The organism is Leisingera sp. ANG59 (genome assembly GCF_013317235.1).
GTDB lineage: Bacteria > Pseudomonadota > Alphaproteobacteria > Rhodobacterales > Rhodobacteraceae > Leisingera.
Window position 1 is genome coordinate 193,849 of record NZ_WLCM01000004.1, and the last position, 20,194, is coordinate 214,042.

At 61.7% G+C, this 20,194-nt stretch carries 18 protein-coding genes and 1 tRNA gene; 8 read left to right on the forward strand and 11 right to left on the reverse strand.

What is annotated here, in order from left to right; all coding sequences use genetic code 11:
* Positions 1 to 118: 118 nt before the first annotated feature.
* From GKC28_RS05305 to GKC28_RS05325, 5 genes are all read right to left on the reverse strand, one after another.
* Positions 119 to 1,627, reverse strand: coding sequence for an AMP-binding protein (locus GKC28_RS05305; RefSeq protein ID WP_174145715.1), 1,509 nt, complete (start codon positions 1,625 to 1,627; stop codon positions 119 to 121).
* Positions 1,624 to 3,045: an aldehyde dehydrogenase family protein gene (locus GKC28_RS05310; protein ID WP_174145716.1), complete on the reverse strand. Its 1,422-nt coding sequence runs from the start codon at positions 3,043 to 3,045 to the stop codon at positions 1,624 to 1,626. The genes GKC28_RS05305 and GKC28_RS05310 overlap by 4 nt, the downstream gene beginning before the upstream one ends.
* Before the next feature lie 68 nt (positions 3,046 to 3,113).
* Positions 3,114 to 4,073 carry a tripartite tricarboxylate transporter substrate binding protein gene (locus GKC28_RS05315; RefSeq protein ID WP_174145717.1) on the reverse strand — a complete coding sequence of 320 codons (960 nt, stop codon included), beginning with the start codon at positions 4,071 to 4,073 and terminating at the stop codon, positions 3,114 to 3,116.
* A 41-nt stretch (positions 4,074 to 4,114) separates the two neighbouring features.
* A complete protein-coding gene (locus tag GKC28_RS05320; RefSeq protein ID WP_174145719.1) occupies positions 4,115 to 4,570 on the reverse strand; it encodes a tripartite tricarboxylate transporter TctB family protein in 456 nt (151 codons plus the stop codon).
* Positions 4,567 to 6,078 (reverse strand): tripartite tricarboxylate transporter permease, encoded by a 1,512-nt coding sequence (locus tag GKC28_RS05325; RefSeq protein ID WP_174145721.1) that lies wholly within the window; start codon positions 6,076 to 6,078, stop codon positions 4,567 to 4,569. The genes GKC28_RS05320 and GKC28_RS05325 overlap by 4 nt, the downstream gene beginning before the upstream one ends.
* A 113-nt stretch (positions 6,079 to 6,191) precedes the next feature.
* Here GKC28_RS05325 and GKC28_RS05330 point away from each other — a divergent pair, with 113 nt between their 5' ends.
* The 3 genes from GKC28_RS05330 (at position 6,192) to GKC28_RS05340 (ending at position 8,252) form a co-directional block, all read left to right on the forward strand.
* Positions 6,192 to 7,217, forward strand: a complete 1,026-nt coding sequence (locus GKC28_RS05330) for a LacI family DNA-binding transcriptional regulator (RefSeq protein ID WP_174145723.1) — start codon at positions 6,192 to 6,194, stop codon at positions 7,215 to 7,217.
* Positions 7,218 to 7,769: 552 nt separating this feature from the next.
* Positions 7,770 to 7,964, forward strand: a complete 195-nt coding sequence (locus tag GKC28_RS05335; protein WP_174145725.1) for a DUF6429 family protein — start codon at positions 7,770 to 7,772, stop codon at positions 7,962 to 7,964.
* Positions 7,965 to 8,018: 54 nt separating this feature from the next.
* Positions 8,019 to 8,252 carry a DUF6429 family protein gene (locus tag GKC28_RS05340; RefSeq protein ID WP_174145726.1) on the forward strand — a complete coding sequence of 78 codons (234 nt, stop codon included), beginning with the start codon at positions 8,019 to 8,021 and terminating at the stop codon, positions 8,250 to 8,252.
* Here GKC28_RS05340 and GKC28_RS05345 read toward each other — a convergent pair.
* The 4 genes from GKC28_RS05345 to GKC28_RS05360 are packed head-to-tail and all read right to left on the reverse strand — an operon-like array spanning position 8,233 to position 10,931.
* Positions 8,233 to 9,870, reverse strand: a complete 1,638-nt coding sequence (locus tag GKC28_RS05345; RefSeq protein WP_174145728.1) for an IS66 family transposase — start codon at positions 9,868 to 9,870, stop codon at positions 8,233 to 8,235. The two genes, GKC28_RS05340 and GKC28_RS05345, sit on opposite strands and share 20 nt — an antisense overlap.
* A 60-nt stretch (positions 9,871 to 9,930) precedes the next feature.
* A complete protein-coding gene (gene tnpB / locus GKC28_RS05350) occupies positions 9,931 to 10,281 on the reverse strand; it encodes an IS66 family insertion sequence element accessory protein TnpB (RefSeq protein WP_039133247.1) in 351 nt (116 codons plus the stop codon).
* Positions 10,278 to 10,685, reverse strand: a complete 408-nt coding sequence (locus GKC28_RS05355) for a transposase (RefSeq protein ID WP_174145730.1) — start codon at positions 10,683 to 10,685, stop codon at positions 10,278 to 10,280. The genes tnpB and GKC28_RS05355 overlap by 4 nt, the downstream gene beginning before the upstream one ends.
* A gap of 33 nt (positions 10,686 to 10,718) precedes the next feature.
* On the reverse strand, positions 10,719 to 10,931 hold the full coding sequence (locus GKC28_RS05360) for a transposase (RefSeq protein WP_254604151.1): 213 nt from the start codon (positions 10,929 to 10,931) through the stop codon (positions 10,719 to 10,721).
* A gap of 1,069 nt (positions 10,932 to 12,000) precedes the next feature.
* Here GKC28_RS05360 and GKC28_RS05365 point away from each other — a divergent pair.
* From GKC28_RS05365 to GKC28_RS05380, 4 genes are all read left to right on the forward strand, one after another.
* Complete coding sequence (locus tag GKC28_RS05365) at positions 12,001 to 13,206, forward strand: YcaO-like family protein (RefSeq protein WP_174145732.1); 1,206 nt, start codon at positions 12,001 to 12,003, stop codon at positions 13,204 to 13,206.
* Positions 13,207 to 13,208: 2 nt separating this feature from the next.
* A complete protein-coding gene (locus GKC28_RS05370; protein ID WP_368041098.1) occupies positions 13,209 to 14,567 on the forward strand; it encodes a TfuA-like protein in 1,359 nt (452 codons plus the stop codon).
* A gap of 24 nt (positions 14,568 to 14,591) precedes the next feature.
* A complete protein-coding gene (locus GKC28_RS05375; RefSeq protein ID WP_174145736.1) occupies positions 14,592 to 15,890 on the forward strand; it encodes a hypothetical protein in 1,299 nt (432 codons plus the stop codon).
* Between the two features lie 147 nt (positions 15,891 to 16,037).
* Positions 16,038 to 16,889 carry a hypothetical protein gene (locus GKC28_RS05380; protein ID WP_174145738.1) on the forward strand — a complete coding sequence of 284 codons (852 nt, stop codon included), beginning with the start codon at positions 16,038 to 16,040 and terminating at the stop codon, positions 16,887 to 16,889.
* A gap of 62 nt (positions 16,890 to 16,951) precedes the next feature.
* Here the strand turns inward: GKC28_RS05380 and GKC28_RS05385 are convergent, their stop codons facing one another.
* Together GKC28_RS05385 and GKC28_RS05390 are read right to left on the reverse strand one after the other, a co-directional pair.
* Complete coding sequence (locus GKC28_RS05385; protein ID WP_368041090.1) at positions 16,952 to 18,721, reverse strand: adenylate/guanylate cyclase domain-containing protein; 1,770 nt, start codon at positions 18,719 to 18,721, stop codon at positions 16,952 to 16,954.
* Between the two features lie 84 nt (positions 18,722 to 18,805).
* Positions 18,806 to 19,456, reverse strand: a complete 651-nt coding sequence (locus GKC28_RS05390) for a GNAT family N-acetyltransferase (protein WP_174145740.1) — start codon at positions 19,454 to 19,456, stop codon at positions 18,806 to 18,808.
* Positions 19,457 to 19,748: 292 nt separating this feature from the next.
* Between GKC28_RS05390 and GKC28_RS05395 the strand changes: the two genes are divergently transcribed.
* Positions 19,749 to 19,825: transfer RNA gene (locus GKC28_RS05395), tRNA-Arg, on the forward strand.
* The last annotated feature ends 369 nt before the right edge of the window (positions 19,826 to 20,194 follow it).

Below are 20,194 nucleotides of genomic sequence, written 5' to 3' on the forward strand. Positions count from 1 at the left end.
CATTGCAGGGCGCTCTCTGGAATGGCTGCTAGTTTTCTTGAAGCTCGACGGATTCACCCCTTCAGCACTTGGCGACCGCGCCTCATCCCGGGATTTCGGGAGCGCCGGACAAGGTAGCTCAGTCGGAACGGGCTGCGTTGGGAATCGCCGCCAGAATCTTGTTCCGCTGTATTTTTCCTGACGGGCCTTTGGGCAAATCGTTCAGGAAATACACCTCGTCAGGGGACTTGAACTTCCCAAGCTGGGACTGGCAGAGTTCGATCAGTTCCAGCGGCGTCAGTTCCGATCCGCCGCGGATTTTCACGGCGGCTTCAACTGTTTCACCATAGCTTTTGCAGGGGCGCCCGAAGGCGGCGGCCTCGATCACGTCCGGGTGGGAATAGAGCGCCTCGTCGATCTCGCGCGGGGCGATGTTTTCGCCGCCTTTGATGATCAGCTCCTTCAGGCGCCCGGTGACGAAGACATAGCCGTCGCCGTCGATCCGCCCCAGATCGCCGGTGCGCAGCCAGCCGTCGGGTGTGAAGGTTGCGGCTGTGGCTTCCGGGTTGTTCAGGTATTCCAGCATCACGTTGGGGCCGCGCACCGCCAGCTCGCCTGCGCTGCCATTGGTGACGGGCTGAAGGTTTGCATCCAGGATCGTCACTTCGTTGCCAAAGGCGATGCCGGGGGAGCCGATCTTGCGGATGCCCGGGGGCAGGGGGTTCGACAGGATCTGGGCTGCCGTCTCTGTCAGGCCCATGGTTTCGATCACCGGCATGCCGAAGCGGTCTTCAAACGCGCGCTGCACATCCGGGGCCAAGGCAGATGAGGCAGAACGGCCGAAGCGGAGGCGCGCCCTGGTGCTTTCGACGGGGTCCAGGTCCGAATGCAGCAAATGCGAGATGATGGTGGGCACCACCGAGAACCAGGTCGCCTGCGACCAGCCGGCATGAGCCCAGAAACGGCTCGCAGAGAACCGCGTGCACATCGCGAGCGAACCGCCGGAGATCAGCGCGCCCATCACGGTCACGCACAGCCCGTTGATGTGGTAGATGGGCAGCACGCAGAGGCCGCGGTCCTGCGGTGTCAGCTCATGCGCCACGGCGGTGGTCCAGCCGCCCGCCAGCAGGCTGGCGTGGCTGTGCACCACGCCCTTGGGGCGGCCGGTAGTGCCGGAGGTGTACATCAGCAGGGCGTGGTCACCGGCGGAGAGCGGGTGCAGCTCTGCCGGTGACCCGCCAGTTGCTGCCGCCTGGTCCAAAGGGGAGAGAAATGGCAGGCTGGCAGTCTCGTGAAACAGGTCCGTCTGGCTGGGGTGGACAAAGGCAAAGCGGGCGCCGCTGTGCTGCAGGGCGTAGGACACCGCGCTGTTGCCGGCAACCAGGTTGATCATGGTGGCGCGGAAACCGCCGTAAAGCACGCCGAACAGGCATTCAAGCGCTTCGCGCCCGTTGGGGTGCAGGATGGCGATGCTTTCGCCCTTGGCGATTCCCTTGCCGGTCAGGTAGCCGGCGATTGCCTTTGCCGTCTTGCGCAGCTCCTGCCAGCTCAGATCGGGGCCGCCGTCTGGAAAGACAAAGCCGGTGCCGCCCTCTGCGGCGCGTGTGTCGAGCCAGTCGCGGATGGTTCCCTTGGGCGGTTCCCTCATTGCCCCGCCTCCGCCCAGTAGCTGGCAAAGATGTCCTGGAGCGCGGGTTCGCGGGCAGGGATTTCGCGCACGATCCTGGTGGTTTGCACGAAGTGGCGCCAGTTGAGGTTGGTGTCGATGGAATTTCCGCCCCAGCTGCCGCAGCCCATTGACAGGGAGAACGGCATTCCGTTGGTGAAGGCACCACCGGTGGCGAAGGTATGGGCCTGGTTGACGATCACCCGGCAGGCCGGCATCTCGCGGCCCAGTCCGACGGCGCGTTCGTCCTTGGCGGTGTGGATGCCGATCGAGTGGCCCGCGCCCTGGTAGGTGAGGATGCGGGCGGCGATGGCCTTGGCATCCGCGTAATCCGCAGCCCGGTAGACGGCGAGGATGCGGCTCAGCTTCTCGCCGGACAGCGGGTGGTCCGGGCCGATGCCCTTGGTTTCCACCGCCAGGAATTTGGTCTCTGGGGGGACTTTGCCGGTCATGTCCAGCGCGGCCAGCATCCTGCCCGCGTCCTGGGCGATGACCTCGCGGTTCAGATGGCCGTCCGGCCAGAGTCTGGCGATGATGCCATCTGCCTCGGCCTCGGGCACCAGCGCGCCGCCTTCCCGGGCGAGCGCTGCAATGAACTGGTCATAGATGGCATCCACCACCACGACGGAATTTTCCGAGGAACAGGAGGTGGCATTGTCGAAACACTTGGAGGCGGCGATCTTGGCCGCGGCCTCCGCCAGATCCGCGGTTTCATCCACGATCACCGTGACATTGCCGGCGCCGACAGCCACGGCAGGCGTGCCGCAGGACTGGGCGCGGTGGACGTTGTTCTGGCTGCCGGTGCAGATCACCCGGTCAGCGGCCTCCATCAGCGCCTGGGTCTTGGCCTTGGAGCCGGGGGCCGGGATCATCTGCACCAGATCAGGATTGAGACCCAGCTTGGCAAACTCGGCGTGGATATAGGCCAGCAGCAGCTCGCAGGAGGCGACGCCCTTGGGGGAGGGAGCCACGACGATGGCATTGCCGCCCTTCAGCGCGTTGATGATGTTGTTGGCAGGCGTCGCCGCCGGGTTGGTCGAGGGGACAACGGCGCCGATCACGCCGATGGGGCGCATGATTTCGGTTATGCCGGTATCAGGGTTGTCGCTGATGATGCCGTGGGTCCGGGCACCCGCAATGTCGCGCAGCAGGCCCAGCGTCTTGCGGTGGTTCTTGGTGATCTTATCCGGCACGTTGCCGAGGCCGGTGGTTTCCACCGCAAGTTCAGCCAGGGCGCGGTTGCGGGCGGGCTCCATGATGGCCCATCCGGCCGCCAGGGCAGCCTTGTCATAGAGAGCCTGGCTTCCCCTGGCTTCAAAGTCCTGTTGGGCGGTGCGGGCGCGCACCACGATCTGTTCCACCTCGGCGGCGCCGGAGGCGAGTGCGTCCTGAGCGTTCATGTCTTACCTCGATTTCTAGGCCGGGGCGCGCTGCGGCTGTGCGCGCCCCGGAGGAGTTCCGGCTGGGATCAGAGCCCTGCCAGAAGCTCTTTCAGTGTCTGTTCGCGGGCGGCCCACATCTCCTTGACCTCGTCGCGGGTCATGATGTGCATGGGCGAGCCGCCGGCCGCCATCTTCTTGGAGACCCGGTCATTGGCGAACATCGCAGGCACGGTTGCGGCGAGCTTGTCGATCACCTCTTGCGGAGTGCCCTTGGGCACCATCACGCCGCGGAAATTGACGGAGGAGTTGTCGACCTCCAGACCTTGCTCTTGCATGGTGGGCACGTCGGGCAGGAAATCGGAGCGCTGCAGGTCGGCAACCCCCAGGATCCTGACGTTGCCGGCCTCCTGCGCACGGTAGGCATCCGACAGGTTGTTGATGCCGCCCATAACCTCACCGGCGATCACTGCCTTCATCGCAGCGGCGCCGCCGCCCTTGGTCGGGATGTAGGCCATTTTCACGCCAGCGGCCTTTTCGATCTGCAGCGCCGCGATGTGGTGGCCGACAAACAGGCCGGCGCCGGAAAATGTCAGCTTGCCCGGGTTCCCCTGAGCGTAGGCGACCACATCGGCCATCGAGTTGAACGGGCTGTCAGCACCCACGACAAACACTGCCGGGTCGGCGCCCCAGTTGGCGATCGGTTCGAAACTCTCCGCGGAATACTGCACGCCGCCCTTGATCGACTGGGCGATGAAATGGGGCACGTTGTAGGCCGCGAGCGTATAGCCGTCGGCATCGGCCTGGGTCGCAAACCAGTTCCAGCCGACACGGCCGCCGGCGCCGGGCTTGTTGATGATGGCGATGGGCATTCCCAGCGCATCCTCGTTGCCGGCGGTCATGGTGACGATCCGGGCCTGAAAATCAGTTGCCCCGCCAGCCCCGTAGGAGACCATCATCATGATCGGGCGTTCCGGGTATTCCTCGGACATGGCAGCGCCTGCCAGTCCCATCAGCGCGATGGCAGCGCCTGCAATCAGTTTCTTCATTTTCTTCTCCTCCCTATTGGTTTCGGACCGCGTTCCGGCGGTCAGAACAGAATTTCCCGCGGCGTGTAGACGCTCAGCAGTTTGGCAAAGAGGCCGTACATCACCGCCACGAAGACGGCGGTGATCAGCACGCGTTTGACCCAGGTCTTGCCTTCGGAATGCGGCGCCGGGTCGTAGAGCGACAGCAGGATGAAAAACCCGATGGCGGTAGCGGTGTAGAACCCCAGCGCCTTGGCGGCCCAGAAGACATAGACCAGCATCAACGACAGACCCGGAACCATGTTCAGGAACATTGTCCGGGACACGCCGGAGCCGACCTTGCTGAGTCCGAGGGCGGCCTTGCCGAAGGTCCAGCCCGCCAGCACCACAAAGACGGATGCGATCAGGCGGGGAAACAGGAAGGCCTCGGCAGGCTGCTGGGTGTAACTGACCCAGGCGACCCAGATGCCGACGGCAAAGACCAGACCGGAGCCAAGGATGTGCTGAGACCGGTTCATGCCTGGGCCTCCTCTTTGGTGGTGTAGCGGCGGCTGCGCAGCTCCATCCAGGCCGAGTAAGCGATGGAGGCGACAACCACGGCGATCAGGAAGATGTTCAGCCCGCCGGTCAGGAAGTAGGCGGACTTGCCGACGGTGGCGTCGGCGATCATGCCGCCCTGAATGAAGTTCGACTCCGCGATCGGGCCCAGGATCAGGCCCAGCACCAGCGGCGCGGCGGAGAAGCCGAAACGTTCCAGGAAGTACATGCCGATGCCGAGGCAGGCCATCACGTAGACGTCGCCCATCGAGCTTTGCACCGAGTAGGCACCGAAGACGGAGAGGGCGAGCACGATGGCGGCCATCACCGATTGCGGCACCTGGGCGACGCGGGCGGCGAGGCCTGCCACATAGAGGCCGAAGAGGCACATCAGGACCTGGCCCACCAGCATTGAGTTGATGAAGGTCCAGGCCACGTCGGGGTGATTGTCAAAGAGATCGGAGCCCGGGAAAATGCCGTGGATCAGCAGGCCGCCCAGCAGCACCGCGGCGGTGGGGCTGCCTGGGATCGACAGCGTCAGGAGCGGCACCAGCGACGGGCCGACCATGGCGTTGTTGGCGGATTCCGCTGCGATCACGCCTTCGCTGTGGCCGTGGCCGAATTTCTCCTTCTCGGAGGAGAACTTCTTGGTCTGGTCATAGGCCACAAGCCCGGCGATCTGACCGCCGACGCCGGGGATCAGCCCGATGATGGAGCCGGTGATGGTGCCGATGCCAAGGGCGCGCGGGCGGCGCAGCAGTTCGCGGGTGGCGTCAAGCACGGAATGCTTCTGCACTTCGATCACCTCGGCGCCGTCCGCGCGGCGGCCCTTGGCGAACATGGTGAGCACCTGCGGGATGGCAAAGAGGCCGATCAGCGCCGCGATGATGTTGATGCCGCCGCCAAGCGACGGGTGGAAGATGAACCGCTGGGCGCCCATGATGTCGTCGAACCCGATGGTGGCCAGCCACAAGCCGATGCAGCCGGACAGCAGCCCCTTGACCACGGAGGCCGAGTCCAGCGAGCCGATCACCGTGACGCCCAGGATCGCCAGCCAAAACAGATGCGAGGGGCCGAAGGCCAGCGCCCACTGGGCCAGCAGCGGGGTCAGGAAGATCAGCAGCAGCACGCCGAAGATGCCGCCGACCGCGGAGGCCAGGAACGACAGCTGCAGCGCCTTGGCGCCCTGGCCCTGTTTGGCCATCTTGTGGCCGTCCAGCGTGGTGGCGATATTGGCGGGCGCGCCGGGGATCTTCAGCAGGATCGCGCTGACCGCGCCGCCCGCCACGGTGGAGGTATAGGCAGCCCCCAGCAGGATCAGGCCCTGCACCGCCTCCAGATGGAAGGTGAAAGGGATCAGCAGCGCCACGGCCATGGTGGGGGAAAGCCCCGGGGTCGCCCCCAGGATCAGGCCGCCGATGGTGCCGCCCAAAAGCAGCAGGAATGACAGCGGTGAGAAAACTTCTCCGAAGTAAAATATGAAGTCCATTCGGGGCCTCCCAACCCGGCTGATCGCGCTTTTACTTTTGTTGACAAAACAGGTTAGGCCATGAAAATAGTATTGCAAACGTTTTCATTAATCTTGCCGGGGGAGGGGAGATTATGGCGCCGAAACAGAAGGGTAACGTGGATATCGTTGCGGTGGCAAAGGCTGCAAAAGTGTCGCCCTCAACGGTGTCGCGCACCTTCAATCACCCCGATCTGGTAAGCCCGGCGACTCGCAAGAAGATCACCCGTGCGGTGCAGAAACTGGGCTATGTCCGGAACCGCGCGGCGCAGATGATGCACGGCAAGCGGTCGGGCACCATCGGGCTGGTGGTGCCGACCATCAACCACGCGATTTTCGCCGAGGTGATCCAGGCGTTTTCAGACGCCATCGATCAGGCCGGGTTTACCCTGCTGCTGGCGTCGCATGGCTACGACCTCGAACGCGAATACGAAATGGTGCGCAAGCTGATGGAGCACCGGGTGGACGGGGTGGCGCTGATCGGGCTGGAGCATTCCGAGGCCACCTCGCGGCTGATTGCGCAGCAGGAAACACCTGCAATGGCGATTTGGAATTATGCTGAGGATTCCGAATTGCCCTGTGTCGGCGCGGATAATCGCCTGGCCGGGCGGATGGCGGCGGAGCACTTGCTGGAACTGGGGCACCGGGACATCGGCCTGATCTTTCCCGACACCCGCGGCAATGACAGGGCGCAATACAGGTTATCGTCGGTAATGGAGACACTGCAGGAAAATGGCGTATCTGTTCCGGAATACCGCATGTCTGAGGCCCCCTACAGTGTCGCGCAGGCCAAGCTGGCGGCGATCAGCCTGCTTTCGGCGAGAGCCAGGCCGACAGCACTGTTGTGCGGTAATGATGTGATCGCCCAAGGCGCTCTGTACGGCGCGCAAAGCCGCGGCTTGCGGGTGCCCGAGGATGTATCAATTATTGGAATTGGGGATTTCAAGGGGTCAGCGGATATCGAACCGGGGCTGACCACCATACGCATTCCGGCCGAAACCATCGGATCGCTTGCCGGGAAACGATTTACGGCTTACATCACATCGGACACACGCGAACCGTTCAGGCTGCGCTGCGGGCTGGAAAGCATCGTCCGGGGGACAACTGGTTCGGCCGCCTGACGGCAAATCAGAAGATGAGCGGCCGAATGCAGCAGGCTGTTACCGGCGATAGCATTTGGACTTCCGTCCAAACCCGCTGGGAGAACAGACGTAAGTCCCTTTTGCCAGCGTGGTTTCTCCGGAGACGCGTTTGCCGCCCTGAGCGCTTGCGCTGCTCAGGCTGACGGTGAGGCTTAGAGCCACCGCGCAGGCAAATTTGAGCGAATGAAAAAATACCGGCATGCGCCGGGGGGCCGCAGATACTGCGTTCATAAACTGCACCTCGTCCTCATCGGCCCCGGGCTGCTCTTTTGTGCCGGAACGGCACTCGGCAACCAAACGGCCATGTCACTCACTGCGCGGTCTGCGCAGCAACCTTTTTCTAGGTGCATTGACGCTTCTTTTCAATGTGGCTGTGCGAAAATCCGCTCATAACCCTCAACCCTGTGCAGGCCTGCACAGGGAACGGATTTAAACTCAAAGAGTTCTGAACTGCACCTCAGGCGCAGTTCTCCGTAAGGCTCCGGCGAAGACCGCGGTCCCATTGGCGCTGTGATGTGATACCCGTTGTTCATGGAGATCGACGAGGACAAGATCGACGACGCGGTTCTGGGACTGCTCTGGTTGACGCTGCATGATGAGCGTCGCGCCTGGAAGGGAATGGACTGGTCGGCACTGGATCGATTGCATCGGAAGGGTTTGATCCATGACCCGGTTAACCGGGCCAAATCTGTCGTGCTGACTGATGAAGGGCTACAGCGCTNGTAAGGCTCCGGCGAAGACCGCGGTCCCATTGGCGCTGTGATGTGATACCCGTTGTTCATGGAGATCGACGAGGACAAGATCGACGACGCGGTTCTGGGACTGCTCTGGTTGACGCTGCATGATGAGCGTCGCGCCTGGAAGGGAATGGACTGGTCGGCACTGGATCGATTGCATCGGAAGGGTTTGATCCATGACCCGGTTAACCGGGCCAAATCTGTCGTGCTGACTGATGAAGGGCTACAGCGCTCAAAGGCCCTGTTTCAACGGTTGTTCACGCGGCCGCCGCAGTAACGCCCTCACGGGCTTTCCAGTTCCAGGGCAGAAGTTCCGGCACGCGCGAGACGGGCATGTCGGGCAGCCGGGCGAGGACATCGGCCAGCCAGGCCTGCGGATCGATGTCGTTCATTTTGGCCGTGACGATAAGGGTGTACATGGCGGCGGCCCGCTCACCGCCGCGCTCGGAGCCGGCAAAGAGCCATGACTTCCGGCCCAGGGCCACGCCGCGCAGGGCGCGTTCGGCCGCATTGTTCGTCAGACAGATGCGTCCGTCATCGAGGAATGCGGTAAAGGCCTGCCAACGGTCCTTTTTCTCGAACATATAGTTGATCGCCTTGGCCACCTTGTTGTGCCTGGACAGTTTCGCGCGCTCTTCCTGCAGCCAGTCATGGAGATTATCGACCAGGGGACGGGAGAGTTCCTGACGGGCGGCAATCCGGGCATCGGCATCCAGCCCATTGATCTCGCGCTCGATATCGAAGATGGCGTCGATCCGTTTCACCGCTTCCAGCGCGGCCGGCGAGATCTGATGGGCCGGTTTGCCCTTGCGGACATTCCCGGCAATATCCGCAAGTTCGAAGAACTTCCGGCGCGCATGCGACCAGCACAGCGCGCTGGTCACGGGACCCGCATCACGGTCAGCGCGGTAAAGATCGTTGTATCCGCCATAGGCGTCGGCCTGCAGCACGCCTTGCCATCCGGCGAGATGCTGATTGGGATTGGTTGCCGCGCGATCGCGGGAGAAGCGGAAGAACGCGGCCGGTGGCGCGCCACCATTCCAGGGCTGGTCATCGCGCACATAGGTCCAGAGACGGGCCTTTTTTGCACCGCCCCGCGCCAGGAGCGGCACGGTCGTGTCGTCGCCATGCAAGCGGTGGGCGGCAAGCACGTGGGTCTCGATCAGGGCATGGATCGGCTGCAACGCGGCAGTGGCATGCCCGACCAGATCGGCCAGGGTCGACAAGCTCAACTCGACGCCTTCACGGGCGAAGCGTTCGGCCTGCCGGTTCAGCGGCTGGTGCTGTCCATATTTCTCGAAGACCAGCATGGCGATCAGGCTGGGCCCGGCCCATCCGCGCGGGATCGCATGGAACGGGGCTGGCGGCTGGCTGATCTTTTCGCAGGCCCGGCAGGTGAACTTCTCGCGCACGGTCTGGATCACCTTCCACTGCCGCGGGATCACCTCCAGCGTCTCGGTGACATCTTCGCCCATCTTCACGATCCGATCCGAACCACAGCAGGTGCAGGCGGCAGGTGCCTCGACAACAACCCGCTCGCGCGGCAGGTGATCGGGAAACGGCTTGCGCACAGGGTGGCGGCGCGTGAAGGCGCGCACCTTGGTGGCCTTTTCAGCCGCCTGTTCAGCGGCCAGGGCATCCTCGGTTGCCGCCGTTTCCAGTTCTTCAAGCTGCAGTTCCAGTTGATCAATCAGCCGGGCCCGCCGTTCCGACGAGATGCCGTATTTGTCGCGGCGCAGCTTGGCAATCTCAAGCTTGAGTTCCTGGATCATCGCTTCCGAGCAGGACACGACGGCACGGGTCTGTGCCAGCTCGCTTTCCGCAACCTCTGCGCGGGCCTCCGCTGCGGCCAGGGCAGCGCGTAATCTTGCGAGCTCGGAAGCGGTATTCGACATGGCGGATGTCTATCACCCGGGCTCGTGACGCGCCAATCAAAACAGGCCTGTCAGCGCAATTTATCCAGCCTTAGCAGGGCGTTGCGTCCAGCGTGGATTGCGCCAGTCGATCCCCTCCAGAAGATAGCCCAGCTGCGCCGCAGAGATCTGCACCGCCTCGCCGGACCGGCTCACCGGCCAGATGAACTTGCCCGCCTCCAGGCGCTTCAGATACAGCGACATACCCACGCCATCATGCCACAGGATCTTCACCAGATCGCCCTTGCGGCCCCGGAAGCAGAAGAGCTCACCCGCATGGGGATCGCGGCCGAGCCCTTCTTGCACCTGCAGCGCCAGCGTGTTCATGCCCCGCCTCATGTCGGTGACGCCGCCCGCAATCCACACCTTCACGCCTGCCGGAAACGCGATCATTGTCGATCCACCACTGCCAGAATCCGGGCAAGTGCTTCGGGCTCCACGCCCACCGGCACGATGAGCCGGCGCCCGTTCGGCAGGGCTATCTCAACCTGACAGTCCGGAGGCGGACAGGGGTCAACCGGATTGGCCTGCGAAGCGGGAGCTCCCTTTGCCACGGTCACCGGCGCGAACGGCACCGGGCGAGAAGATCCAAGCTCACCGTTTCGATACTGCCGCCGCCAGGTGGTCAGCAGCGACCGGCAAATGCCATGCCGCCGCGCTGTGGCAGCCGCTTGTCGGTGGCCGATAAAGCTCTCCTCCACGATGCGCAGTTTATCATCATCTGACCAATACCGGCGGCGATCACCATCGGCAGCGGAAAGAACTTCGATTTGAGGGCGGTTATTGAAGTCGGACATAAGGCCGGACTTACCATCGGATCGATCCCGGGATCAGGCGGCCGCCGCCGGAGCCTTACCCCGCCGCCAGGTGGTCAGCAGCGACCGGCAAATGCCATGCCGCCGCGCTGTGGCAGCCGCTTGTCGGTGGCCGATAAAGCTCTCCTCCACGATGCGCAGTTTATCATCATCTGACCAATACCGGCGGCGATCACCATCGGCAGCGGAAAGAACTTCGATTTGAGGGCGGTTATTGAAGTCGGACATAAGGCCGGACTTACCATCGGATCGATCCCGGGATCAGGCGGCCGCCGCCGGAGCCTTACGGCATAGCCAACAGAATGAGTGTTGTCTGAGATTCCGTCCCATGAAATGCGTACTATCTGCCTGGCGGTCTTAAGGCGCTCGCGGCGATAGTAAGGGCTAGCGCTGAGGCCTGTGGCGGTGCTGATCAATCCCACCTGAGCGGTCCAGTTTGATCGTAAGTTCATGACCGGCCTTTGATCCACCTGAACGATGGCTTCCGCCGCCGGCAGGCTTTACCCCAGAGCTCTGTGTGGCCGCTTGGTGGTGTAGTTCTAGCGGAAGGTGTCGAGCTTCTGCCTGAGGTCGCCCGGTAGGTATTAATTCTGCAGCAGGACGCGGTTCTTCAAGGTCTAATGCCACCGCTCGATCTTGCTTTGAATTTGCGGATGATATGGCGCACCGTGAACGTGAGGCATCTGCTGTAAACAAAATGGGGGATGAGGCTGGCAGGATCATTGCCGCGCGTCATCCAAAGGGAGCGCCTGAGGGCAAGTCTGCCTAGATTTCGAGGCTGAAGAAGCGTGCTGGGTGGCATTTGTCAAGCAAGGTTTCCGCACGGCTCTTGCAATAGAGGCCGCAGTGCCGGTACTGCGCGCCCTAGGCATACAGTGGCAGGTTAAGTTTGTGTCAGATTGCATGACACATGTGGTTTACCGCGAGGGCTTTCGCGTCCGCATCGTTGCTGTGTTAGGGGATTTTCCCGTACTTCAGCAACGGTTGCCGATTGAAAGGCGGTGCGCGCAACCGAAGGCAAATTGCGTTCCAAACACTCCGGGCCCGCCATCAGGACTTTCGACCGCAGCACGGTGGCAGATCACCTGCTGGGTTAGACCCTGGCCCCCGCAAGTTTCTTGCCTGTTTTCGATTTTCAGCCGCACCTGTAGGTTCGAGGCGGCCAGGTCTACATACTTCTCGCTGCCCCGCTGTTGACCGCTGGCTTGCCGCCGGCCATCCTTCGCCTATGTCTGCCAGCCGCTGTTTTGGACAGCGGCAGACTTTCCGTGGCGGTCATGACAGAGAGGCCCGCCAGATGCCCGAAGCACAGCAGAAAGGCTATCTGCACGACACCCACCGGCTGTGTGATCCAGCGCAGACGCTGGCAACGGTGCGTCCGCACCTGGCGGAAATGGGCATTACCCGGATTGCCAATCTGACCGGGCTTGACAGGGTGGGCCTGCCCACGGTGATGGTCACACGGCCAACCTCCCGGTCGGTTGCCGTGTCGCTGGGCAAGGGGCTGACGCTGGAGGCCGCACAGGCCTCTGGCGTGATGGAAGCTGTCGAGTCCTGGCATGCAGAGCGGATTATGTTGCCGCTGCGCTCCGCCAGTTACCATGATTTGCAAGTGGAGGCCGTGGTTGCGGATGTGACGCGGTTGCCGCGTGTGACTGGCGCCAGTTTTGACCCGCGACGACGGAATTTATGGATTGAAGGAACCGACCTAATAACTGGCGGCCGCCATTGGGTGCCATATGAAATGGTGGACACCGATTATACGGCTCCACCCAGCGGCGGGCAGGGTGCGTTCCCGCGCACGACAAACGGATTGGCGTCGGGCAACAGCCTCGCGGAGGCTTCCTGCCATGCGATTTGCGAACTGATTGAACGCGATGCGATCACCCTGTGGCACCATGCGGCGCCGGGCCCGCGAATTGATCCGACCACAATAGATGACGCACGCTGCCAAGAAGCGCTGGACCGGTTTGTCTCGGCGGGGCTTGACACCGGGATATGGAACATCACTTCTGACATTGGGGTTCCGGCGTTTCTTTGCATGATTTGCGAGGCAGGCAGCCGCCCCGGCCATATCGGCATTGGCAGCGGCTGTCATCCGGACCGGGCTATTGCTTTGCTTAGGGCGCTGACAGAAGCGGCCCAGACCCGGCTGACCTATATTTCCGGCGCACGTGATGATCTGAACCCTGAGGAGTTTACACCAGCTGCTTCCGCTGAGCGAGCATCCTACGTGCGCCGCTTGCTCTCCCGGTCAACGGCCGCCGTCCGGTTTCAGGATTGCCCGGCTTTTTCCTCCCCTACTTTCGAAGCGGATCAGTCCTGGCTTCTGGTCAGGCTGGAAGAAGTCGGACTGAAGCAGGTGCTGACGGTGGACCTGTCGCGTCCAGGCGTGGGGGTATCCGTGGTGCGTGCAGTGATCCCAGGGTTGGAAGCGCCGCACGACGATCCTGATTTCATCGCTGGCGCGCGGGCGCAACGGGCAGCGGAGGCAAGCCATTGAAGGTGGCGGTGTTTGCAGGGCCGACCATCGGGGCGGACGAAGTGCAAGAATTGCTGCCGGGTGCCGTGTTGCTGCCGCCTGCGGGTCAGGGCGATGTCTATCGGGCGGCCCGTCAGGGGATTGATGCTATCGGGCTAATCGACGGCTATTTCGAAGGGGTTCCCTCGGTCTGGCACAAAGAAATCCTGTGGGCGATGGAACAGGGCATTGCCGTGTTCGGAAGCGCCAGCATGGGGGCCTTGAGGGCGGCAGAGCTGTCGGCCTTTGGTATGATTGGCGTTGGCAGGATCTATGAGGCCTACGCCTCTGGCGCGATTATTGATGATGACGAAGTTGCGGTTCTGCACAGTCCCGCTGAACTGGGCTATACGCCGCTAAGCGAGCCAATGGTCTCGATCCGCGCGACGGTGGAACGCGCTGCGGGCGGCTCGGTTCTGGACACGGCGCAGGCGACGGCTGTCTTGCAGGCCGCCAAGACACGTTTCTATCAGCAGCGAACCTGGAAACAGATACTGGCGGATCTTCCAGCGTCTTCCTGGCGGGACCGGTTCGCGGCCTGGCTGACGACGGGGGCGGTAGATGCCAAGCGCGAGGATGCGCAAGAGATGCTTGCGCGGATGGCCACCTTTCCTGACACCGGAAAGGCGACTGATGCTGAATGGCGTGAACAGGTGGAGCAGACCCTAGCCTGGCAAGGTCTGGTGCGCCTTGCTGAGGCGCAGGAGTGCAGCTTGCAGGACGCGGACCGCAGGGTGCTGGACGAATTGCGGCTGGTTCCGGAACGCTATGCTGCGTTCCGGAACCGGGCGGCGCTGCGCTTCCTGGCGCTGAAAGAGGCGCGCAGGTCGGGTATTCAGCTTGGGCAGGAAGTGTTATTGGCGCAGTTGAACAGCCACCGGCAGGCGCACAGCCTGTTCCGTAGCAGGAACCTGCTGATGTGGCTGCAAGCGAATGGGCTGACTGCAGCGCAATACGAGGCGGAATTGGGGAAGGCAGCCCAATCCGCCGCGGTTGTCAGCGCGATGCAGCCCGAATTGGAACCAAGCCTGCTTTCGGAGCTCCGATTGGCAGGTGCTTATGCCGGGTTGAAAGTGCGGGCCGATGCCAAGGAGGAAAAGACAGCGGGTGGGGGTCAGCCGGACATTCCCATGCAGCAGGCGGAACGGTTGCAGATGGTGGCCTGGTATTTCGAAAACTGCCTCCATCAGAACATTCCGGAGGATCTGGAGGCACACGCGGCGGATCTTGGAATTGGCACCGAAGAATTCTTTGAGCTGATCCGGCGTGAATTCCTATATCATCAAGGGTGCAAAACACGACCAGCATCAGGCAGCAGTGATGAGGCAGGACAGGACAAGTGAAACCTCCGCAGGATTGGAGGCGCTATGGACGACACTTTTGAGGCGGCGGAGGAAGCGCCGGGAACGCGGTTCCTGCTGTTTCCGCAATCGCCGTTCCGAACTGACAACCCGGTGCTGGAGCTTGTCGAGATTTCCGCGCCGCCGGGTGCCATCGGCCCTGGACCGTCAGGGCCGAGGATGTACACGGTCAACGCGCTGGGCAAGACAATCCCCTATGGCGCAATTGTTCAAGGGGCTGACGGGCCGGGCATGTACCTGCCGCCATGGCATGGGGACCTGCATGCGCCGCCGCAGCCGGATGAGAACGGGCATTTTCTTCACGTTCTGCCGTCTGACCCGGGGTTTGAGGCCGCGCACCTTTTTGCCGCGGCGCATTTCACCCTGGATGTATGGGAAGCCTACTTCGGTCATGAGATCCCCTGGCATTTCGCTCGTGACTACGACCGGCTGGAACTGTCGCTGCTGCCGAGCCTGGACAATGCCCATATCGGCTGGGGGTTTCTGGAAACCGGCGGCACCAGTGAGTACGGCGGCGAGTATCGTGCCTACAGTCTGAACTTTGATGTGGTCGCGCATGAGATCGGCCACGCCATTATCTACAGCGTCGCCGGGATGCCGGTCTCGGAAGATGTTCCCGGTGAATACTATGGGTTTCATGAATCCGCGGCGGATATGGTAGCGCTGATTGCCTCACTGCATTTCGGCTCGGTGGTTGAGGAGCTGCTAGAAAACACCCGGGGCAATCTGTACACCTTCAACCAGCTGAACCGTTTTGCAGAATTGGCCGGGAACGCGCAAATCCGGATGGCGGCGAACACACGCCTGCTGGACGATTTTGTCTGCGGCTGGAGCAGTGAGCACGCGCTGTCGGAACCTTTGACCGGGGCGATGTTCGACATTCTGGTGGATATCTTCCACGAGCGGCTGCTGGTTCACGATCTTATCACGCCTGAAATGGAAGATCTTTCCGATCAGCTGGAGGAAAGCCCTTATTATGGTGAGGTCATGCAGGCGCTGTTTGACACCCGTTATGATGCTGATCCTGAAGGGTTCCGCCGGGCTCTGCTAGAGGCTCGGGATATCCTGGGCTCCTATCTGGCAGCGGCATGGAGCATGCTGGATGCGGAGACTCTGACCTATGCAGCGGTTGAGCAGGCGCTGTTGCTGATTGACCGAAAATCAACCGGCGGAGCCTTCCACGCGATCATCGAAGGTAACTTTCGGATGCGCGGTATTGGCTTGGTTCAGGCCGGGCCGCGTCAAGACGCAGCGGACGAAGACAGCCATGCGCATTCGGTGCGGACACGGGTGCCGGACGTTTAAGCTGTGTATTAGCTGTAAAATTTATCCAATTTGTGCTACTTTCATCCTGAGGGAGAGTTTTAGGGAAACCGGCAGTTCCAGTTTGCTGCCGGGGCCGCTGCAAAAAGACCTTCTGGTGTTGTTTCAATAGCCACGGGAGTGTGTGCGGTGGCCGAGTCTTTACTGAGTTTTTCTGAAGTGCTGTTATTTGGACGCGTCCTGAAAGATCTGCAGATCGTCAGATCCGATATCAAGATGACGGTCCGTTTGGCGACTGTCGAGAAGGTCAATCTCAATAATATCGACGCTGAGCTGGATGGGGTAGAGATTGCCGAGAACGATATGGTTCTGGTGCGGCGCAACAACGCAAATGAGAATGGCATATATAAAGTCACCGCTGGGGCCGGCAACACGCTGAAACTGGTCTCAGAGATGAAGATATCAGCTGAAGAGCGGGTTGCGGTTCTAGAGGGAACTGAGTTCGGGGACACGGTTTGGACCCAGATCAAAGACATTCCAAAACAAATCTATAAACAAGCGGGGCTTCGCGGCCGCGGCAGGAACAATCTGCTGGATTCCCAGCTCAGCCTGCATGCCAAGTTCGCCCGGATTTACGGGTTTGCCTACGAAGGAACCTATTTTGAACTGCCGGAGCCGACGCTGTTTCTGGTGCACGGTAACGGCAAAAGCGCAACAGATAACTTGCCTGCCAACCAAGGTGCCCGCGCACCGTTGGACCCATCTGTGACCGGGGTGGCTTCCGCTGAGTACCAGTTCTCAAATGACATCGTGGTCTGGGAATATGACAAGGCCGATTACTCCATCCGCATGGATGTGATGACTGGCATGCTGGAGCAGGTGTTGCTGGATGTTTATTTCGGCGGCGGGCCTTACGTCAGCGGCGCCAAGGTGAGCGGCGCGAAAGTCAGTGGTGCCAAGGTTAGCGGCGCGAAAGTCAGCGGTGCCAAAGTCAGCGGCGCCAAGGTGAGCGGGGCAAAGGCACGCGGCTCCGGCGACTGAACCGGCTGGCAAGGGAATGGTGAAGAGCGCTGCCGCTGCTGAACTGTCGGCGCCGCTCTGCTTCAGAACCCTGCCTTCTTCAACCCTTCGACAAAATGCTGGGTGTCTGCCGCCAGACGGTCGGGCTGCACCTTGGCCCAGCGGTCCAGTGAGAAATTCGGGTGGGCTTCGCGGTGCCTGGCGGTCATGTCCTGCGCCAGTTCCATCTTGCCCAGCTGGGCATAACTGGCGGCCAGCATGCGCTGTCCTTCGGTCGGGTTGTTCATCTGGGTCAGCGTGTCGATCACCGCATCATATTCCTTGAGGTTGTAATAGGCGCCGCCCAAGTGCCACAGATACTGATCCGGGAAGTAGGGGTTGAGGCGCATGGCCTGCTTCAGGTTTCTGATCGCTGTTTCATTATCGCCGGAATGGGCCAGAGCATCCGCGTAGTCAGACAGCAGATCGGCGTCATTTGGGTTCAGCGTAAGGGCGCGCTGGTAAGCGCCGATTGCGGCATCGTGCTCTTTGCGGTACAGATGCACGAAACCCAATTCGCCGAAGCCGCGGGCGTCGACCGGATCCAGTTCCACCGCTCTTTGCGCAAACGCCAGAGCTGTATCCAGCGCGTGGTCCGCATCCTTGGCCCAGGAATACCGCCAATCGATATTCATCGTGCGGGAAATTGCTGCCGATGCCCGGGCATAGTCCTGGTCCCGCGCCAAGGCCCTTTCATACAGGTTTTGGGCTTGGTGGTTGTCCTGCCGGGTGTAACGGAAGATGTACTGCTGGCCGCGCAAAACATAGCCATAGGCGGCGAGGTCGGCAGGCGCCGTCTGCGACATCCGTTTGCGCTCCTGTGCTTCGATCAGCACCGCGGTGGCTGCGACAATGGCGTCGGTGACCTCATCCTGTATGGCAAAGATGTCATCAATATCCCGGTCGTAACGTTCCCCCCAGATGGTGCGGCCGGAATCCGCGTCGATCAGCTCAATCGCGATGCGGATCCGGGAGGCTGCCCGCCGGACGCTTCCCCGCGCAACATAGCGCACGCCAAGCTCGCGCGCGGCATCCTGGGGCGGCATTGACCGCGCCTTGAAGAAGAAGGCGGAGTTGCGGGCGATGACAAAGAGGTTCTTGAACTTGGACAGGTTCCGGATGATGTCTTCTGTCAGCCCGTCAGCAAACCAGCTGTCGGTCGGGTCTCCGCCGAGCCTTGTAAAGGGCAACACGGCAACCGAGGGAATGTCTGGCTGTTGCGGCTGCACGAGGTGGTTCGCCGGGCGCAGGGTGGCCGCCATGGCCGCACCCTCGATTTCGCTTCGGACGCAATAAGCCGGAACCGGTTCCGCAATATTCTTGAGCCGCCGCGGACCCAGAAATTCGAAGCCGAATCGCAGCCGGTTGCGGATCTGCTCATAGACAGAGGCACTGACATAGACGCGGCCCGGCTCTGCGATTTCCTGCAGCCGGGCGGCAATATTGACGTTGTCACCGTGGATGCCGCGGTCGTCGACCAGGATTTCGCCCATATGCACACCTGCACGGAACCGCAGCTGCTGATCCTCTGCCCGGCTGCGATTGTTCTGATCCGCGATCCGGTGCAGCTCGACCCCGAATTTGACTGCATCAGTGGCGGTTTCGAACAAGGCCAGTACGCCATCTCCCCGGACTGCAACAACCTGCCCGTCATGCGCTTGGCAGGCGGCTTCCAGCTGCTCCAGCAGCGACTTCAGCGCGCTGTAGGTGTCAATCTCGTTATTTCCCATTAGCCGGGCATAGCCGACCACATCCGCAAACAGCACCGCGCCAAGCTGACGCCGGAAATGCCGTTCCTTGTCTTGGCCGCTCACAAGCTGTCCTCCCCTCGTGAGAATGGCTTAAACCGGCTGCTTGCCGGATCCGGTGCTGTGCGGCGCCAGGCAGACTGAAATTGTTTAGCCGTCTGGCGGATCCTGTGGTCCTGGCGGCCAGGCCCAGCCGGAGTTTCCTGATCCGCGGAAACCGGCTGTGCGGGAGGTTTCTAGCTCCCGGGCGAGGGCCTCGCGGCAGGTGTTCCATTCGCTGCGCAACAAACCAACGCAGATCATGTCATAATACCGGCCGTTTGCGAACCAGGCTTCCCGCATGGTGCCTTCAGTTGTGAACCCGGTCCGTGATGTGATCTGCTGGCTGCGCGGGTTGTCGGCCCGATAGTACGATGTAACGCGATTTAGCCCGATCTGCCGGAAGGCAAAGTCCAGAACCAGCGCCATGGAACGGATGCCGATACCTTGCCGGCGCCGGCTTTCCTCTATGAACAGCGCGATCACAGCATCGCGGTTAACAGCGGATACGCATTCCAGTCCGGTAATACCGCAAAGTTCGCCGGTTTCCGCTGTGATAGCAAACCATTGCCTGCCGGGTTCTTTTGCAGCCCCTGCAGCTTGGCCCCAAGAAGCCTCCATGTCTGCTGAATTGAAAGGAAACCGGACGGAGCGGTCAAAGCGGGCCAGATCGGTGACGTTCTGAAACCAGTCGGCCATCGGGGAGAAGTCACCTTTTTCCAGCGGCCGGAGCCAGAAAGCTTCTGATCGCCGTTGCGGCATTTGCTTTCCCTCTCTTTGCTTTCGGATCCCGTCGGTTGCCCATGCACCCGGAGGACGAGTCCTGAACCAATAATACCACATTCTTTCCCACGTGTGGACGATCACTGCAGGCGTGTTTGCCGTCATCGCTATTCCGCGCCGGCCGCAGGACAAGAACGGGTGACTACTCCGATAAAGCTCCCCCGGTGTTGCAACAAGCGAGTAGGAGGTCCGAGAAGCGCAAAATTTGTTGAAAGCGCTGTCTCTTTTGGGGTTGCGGCACTGCGGCGGTAAGATTACACCCCGCCGCAGTGGACCGATAGCTCAGCTGGATAGAGTACTTGACTACGAATCAAGGGGTCGGGGGTTCGAATCCTCCTCGGTCCGCCACTTCCCAAATTGTCGGGCGACACATAGTTTTGCCATTTGCGACAGAACCTTTCCTTTTTCGTGTCTCCAACATCCCCGCTCGCGCCTCCTGTTCCGCCAGTGGCGAAGCCTTCCCTGATTTTCACTTCGGAAGACCTCGTGTCTTCCGGAGGGCAAAGCAGGGTGGGCGCAGCCCGGACTGCGGCCGGGCGGTGATCTGACACACGGGGCCGGAGCGGTGAAATTGGGAGGGGCCCGCGCCTGGCGCGGGAGGAACCGGATTTCTCCGTGGAGGCTGACGCGCAGCGGCATCAGAACCCGTGTTCAGATTGCCGGCCGGATGGCAGGCGGACCAATCAAACGGAAAATGCCGGGGCAGGGTGGAGCGGG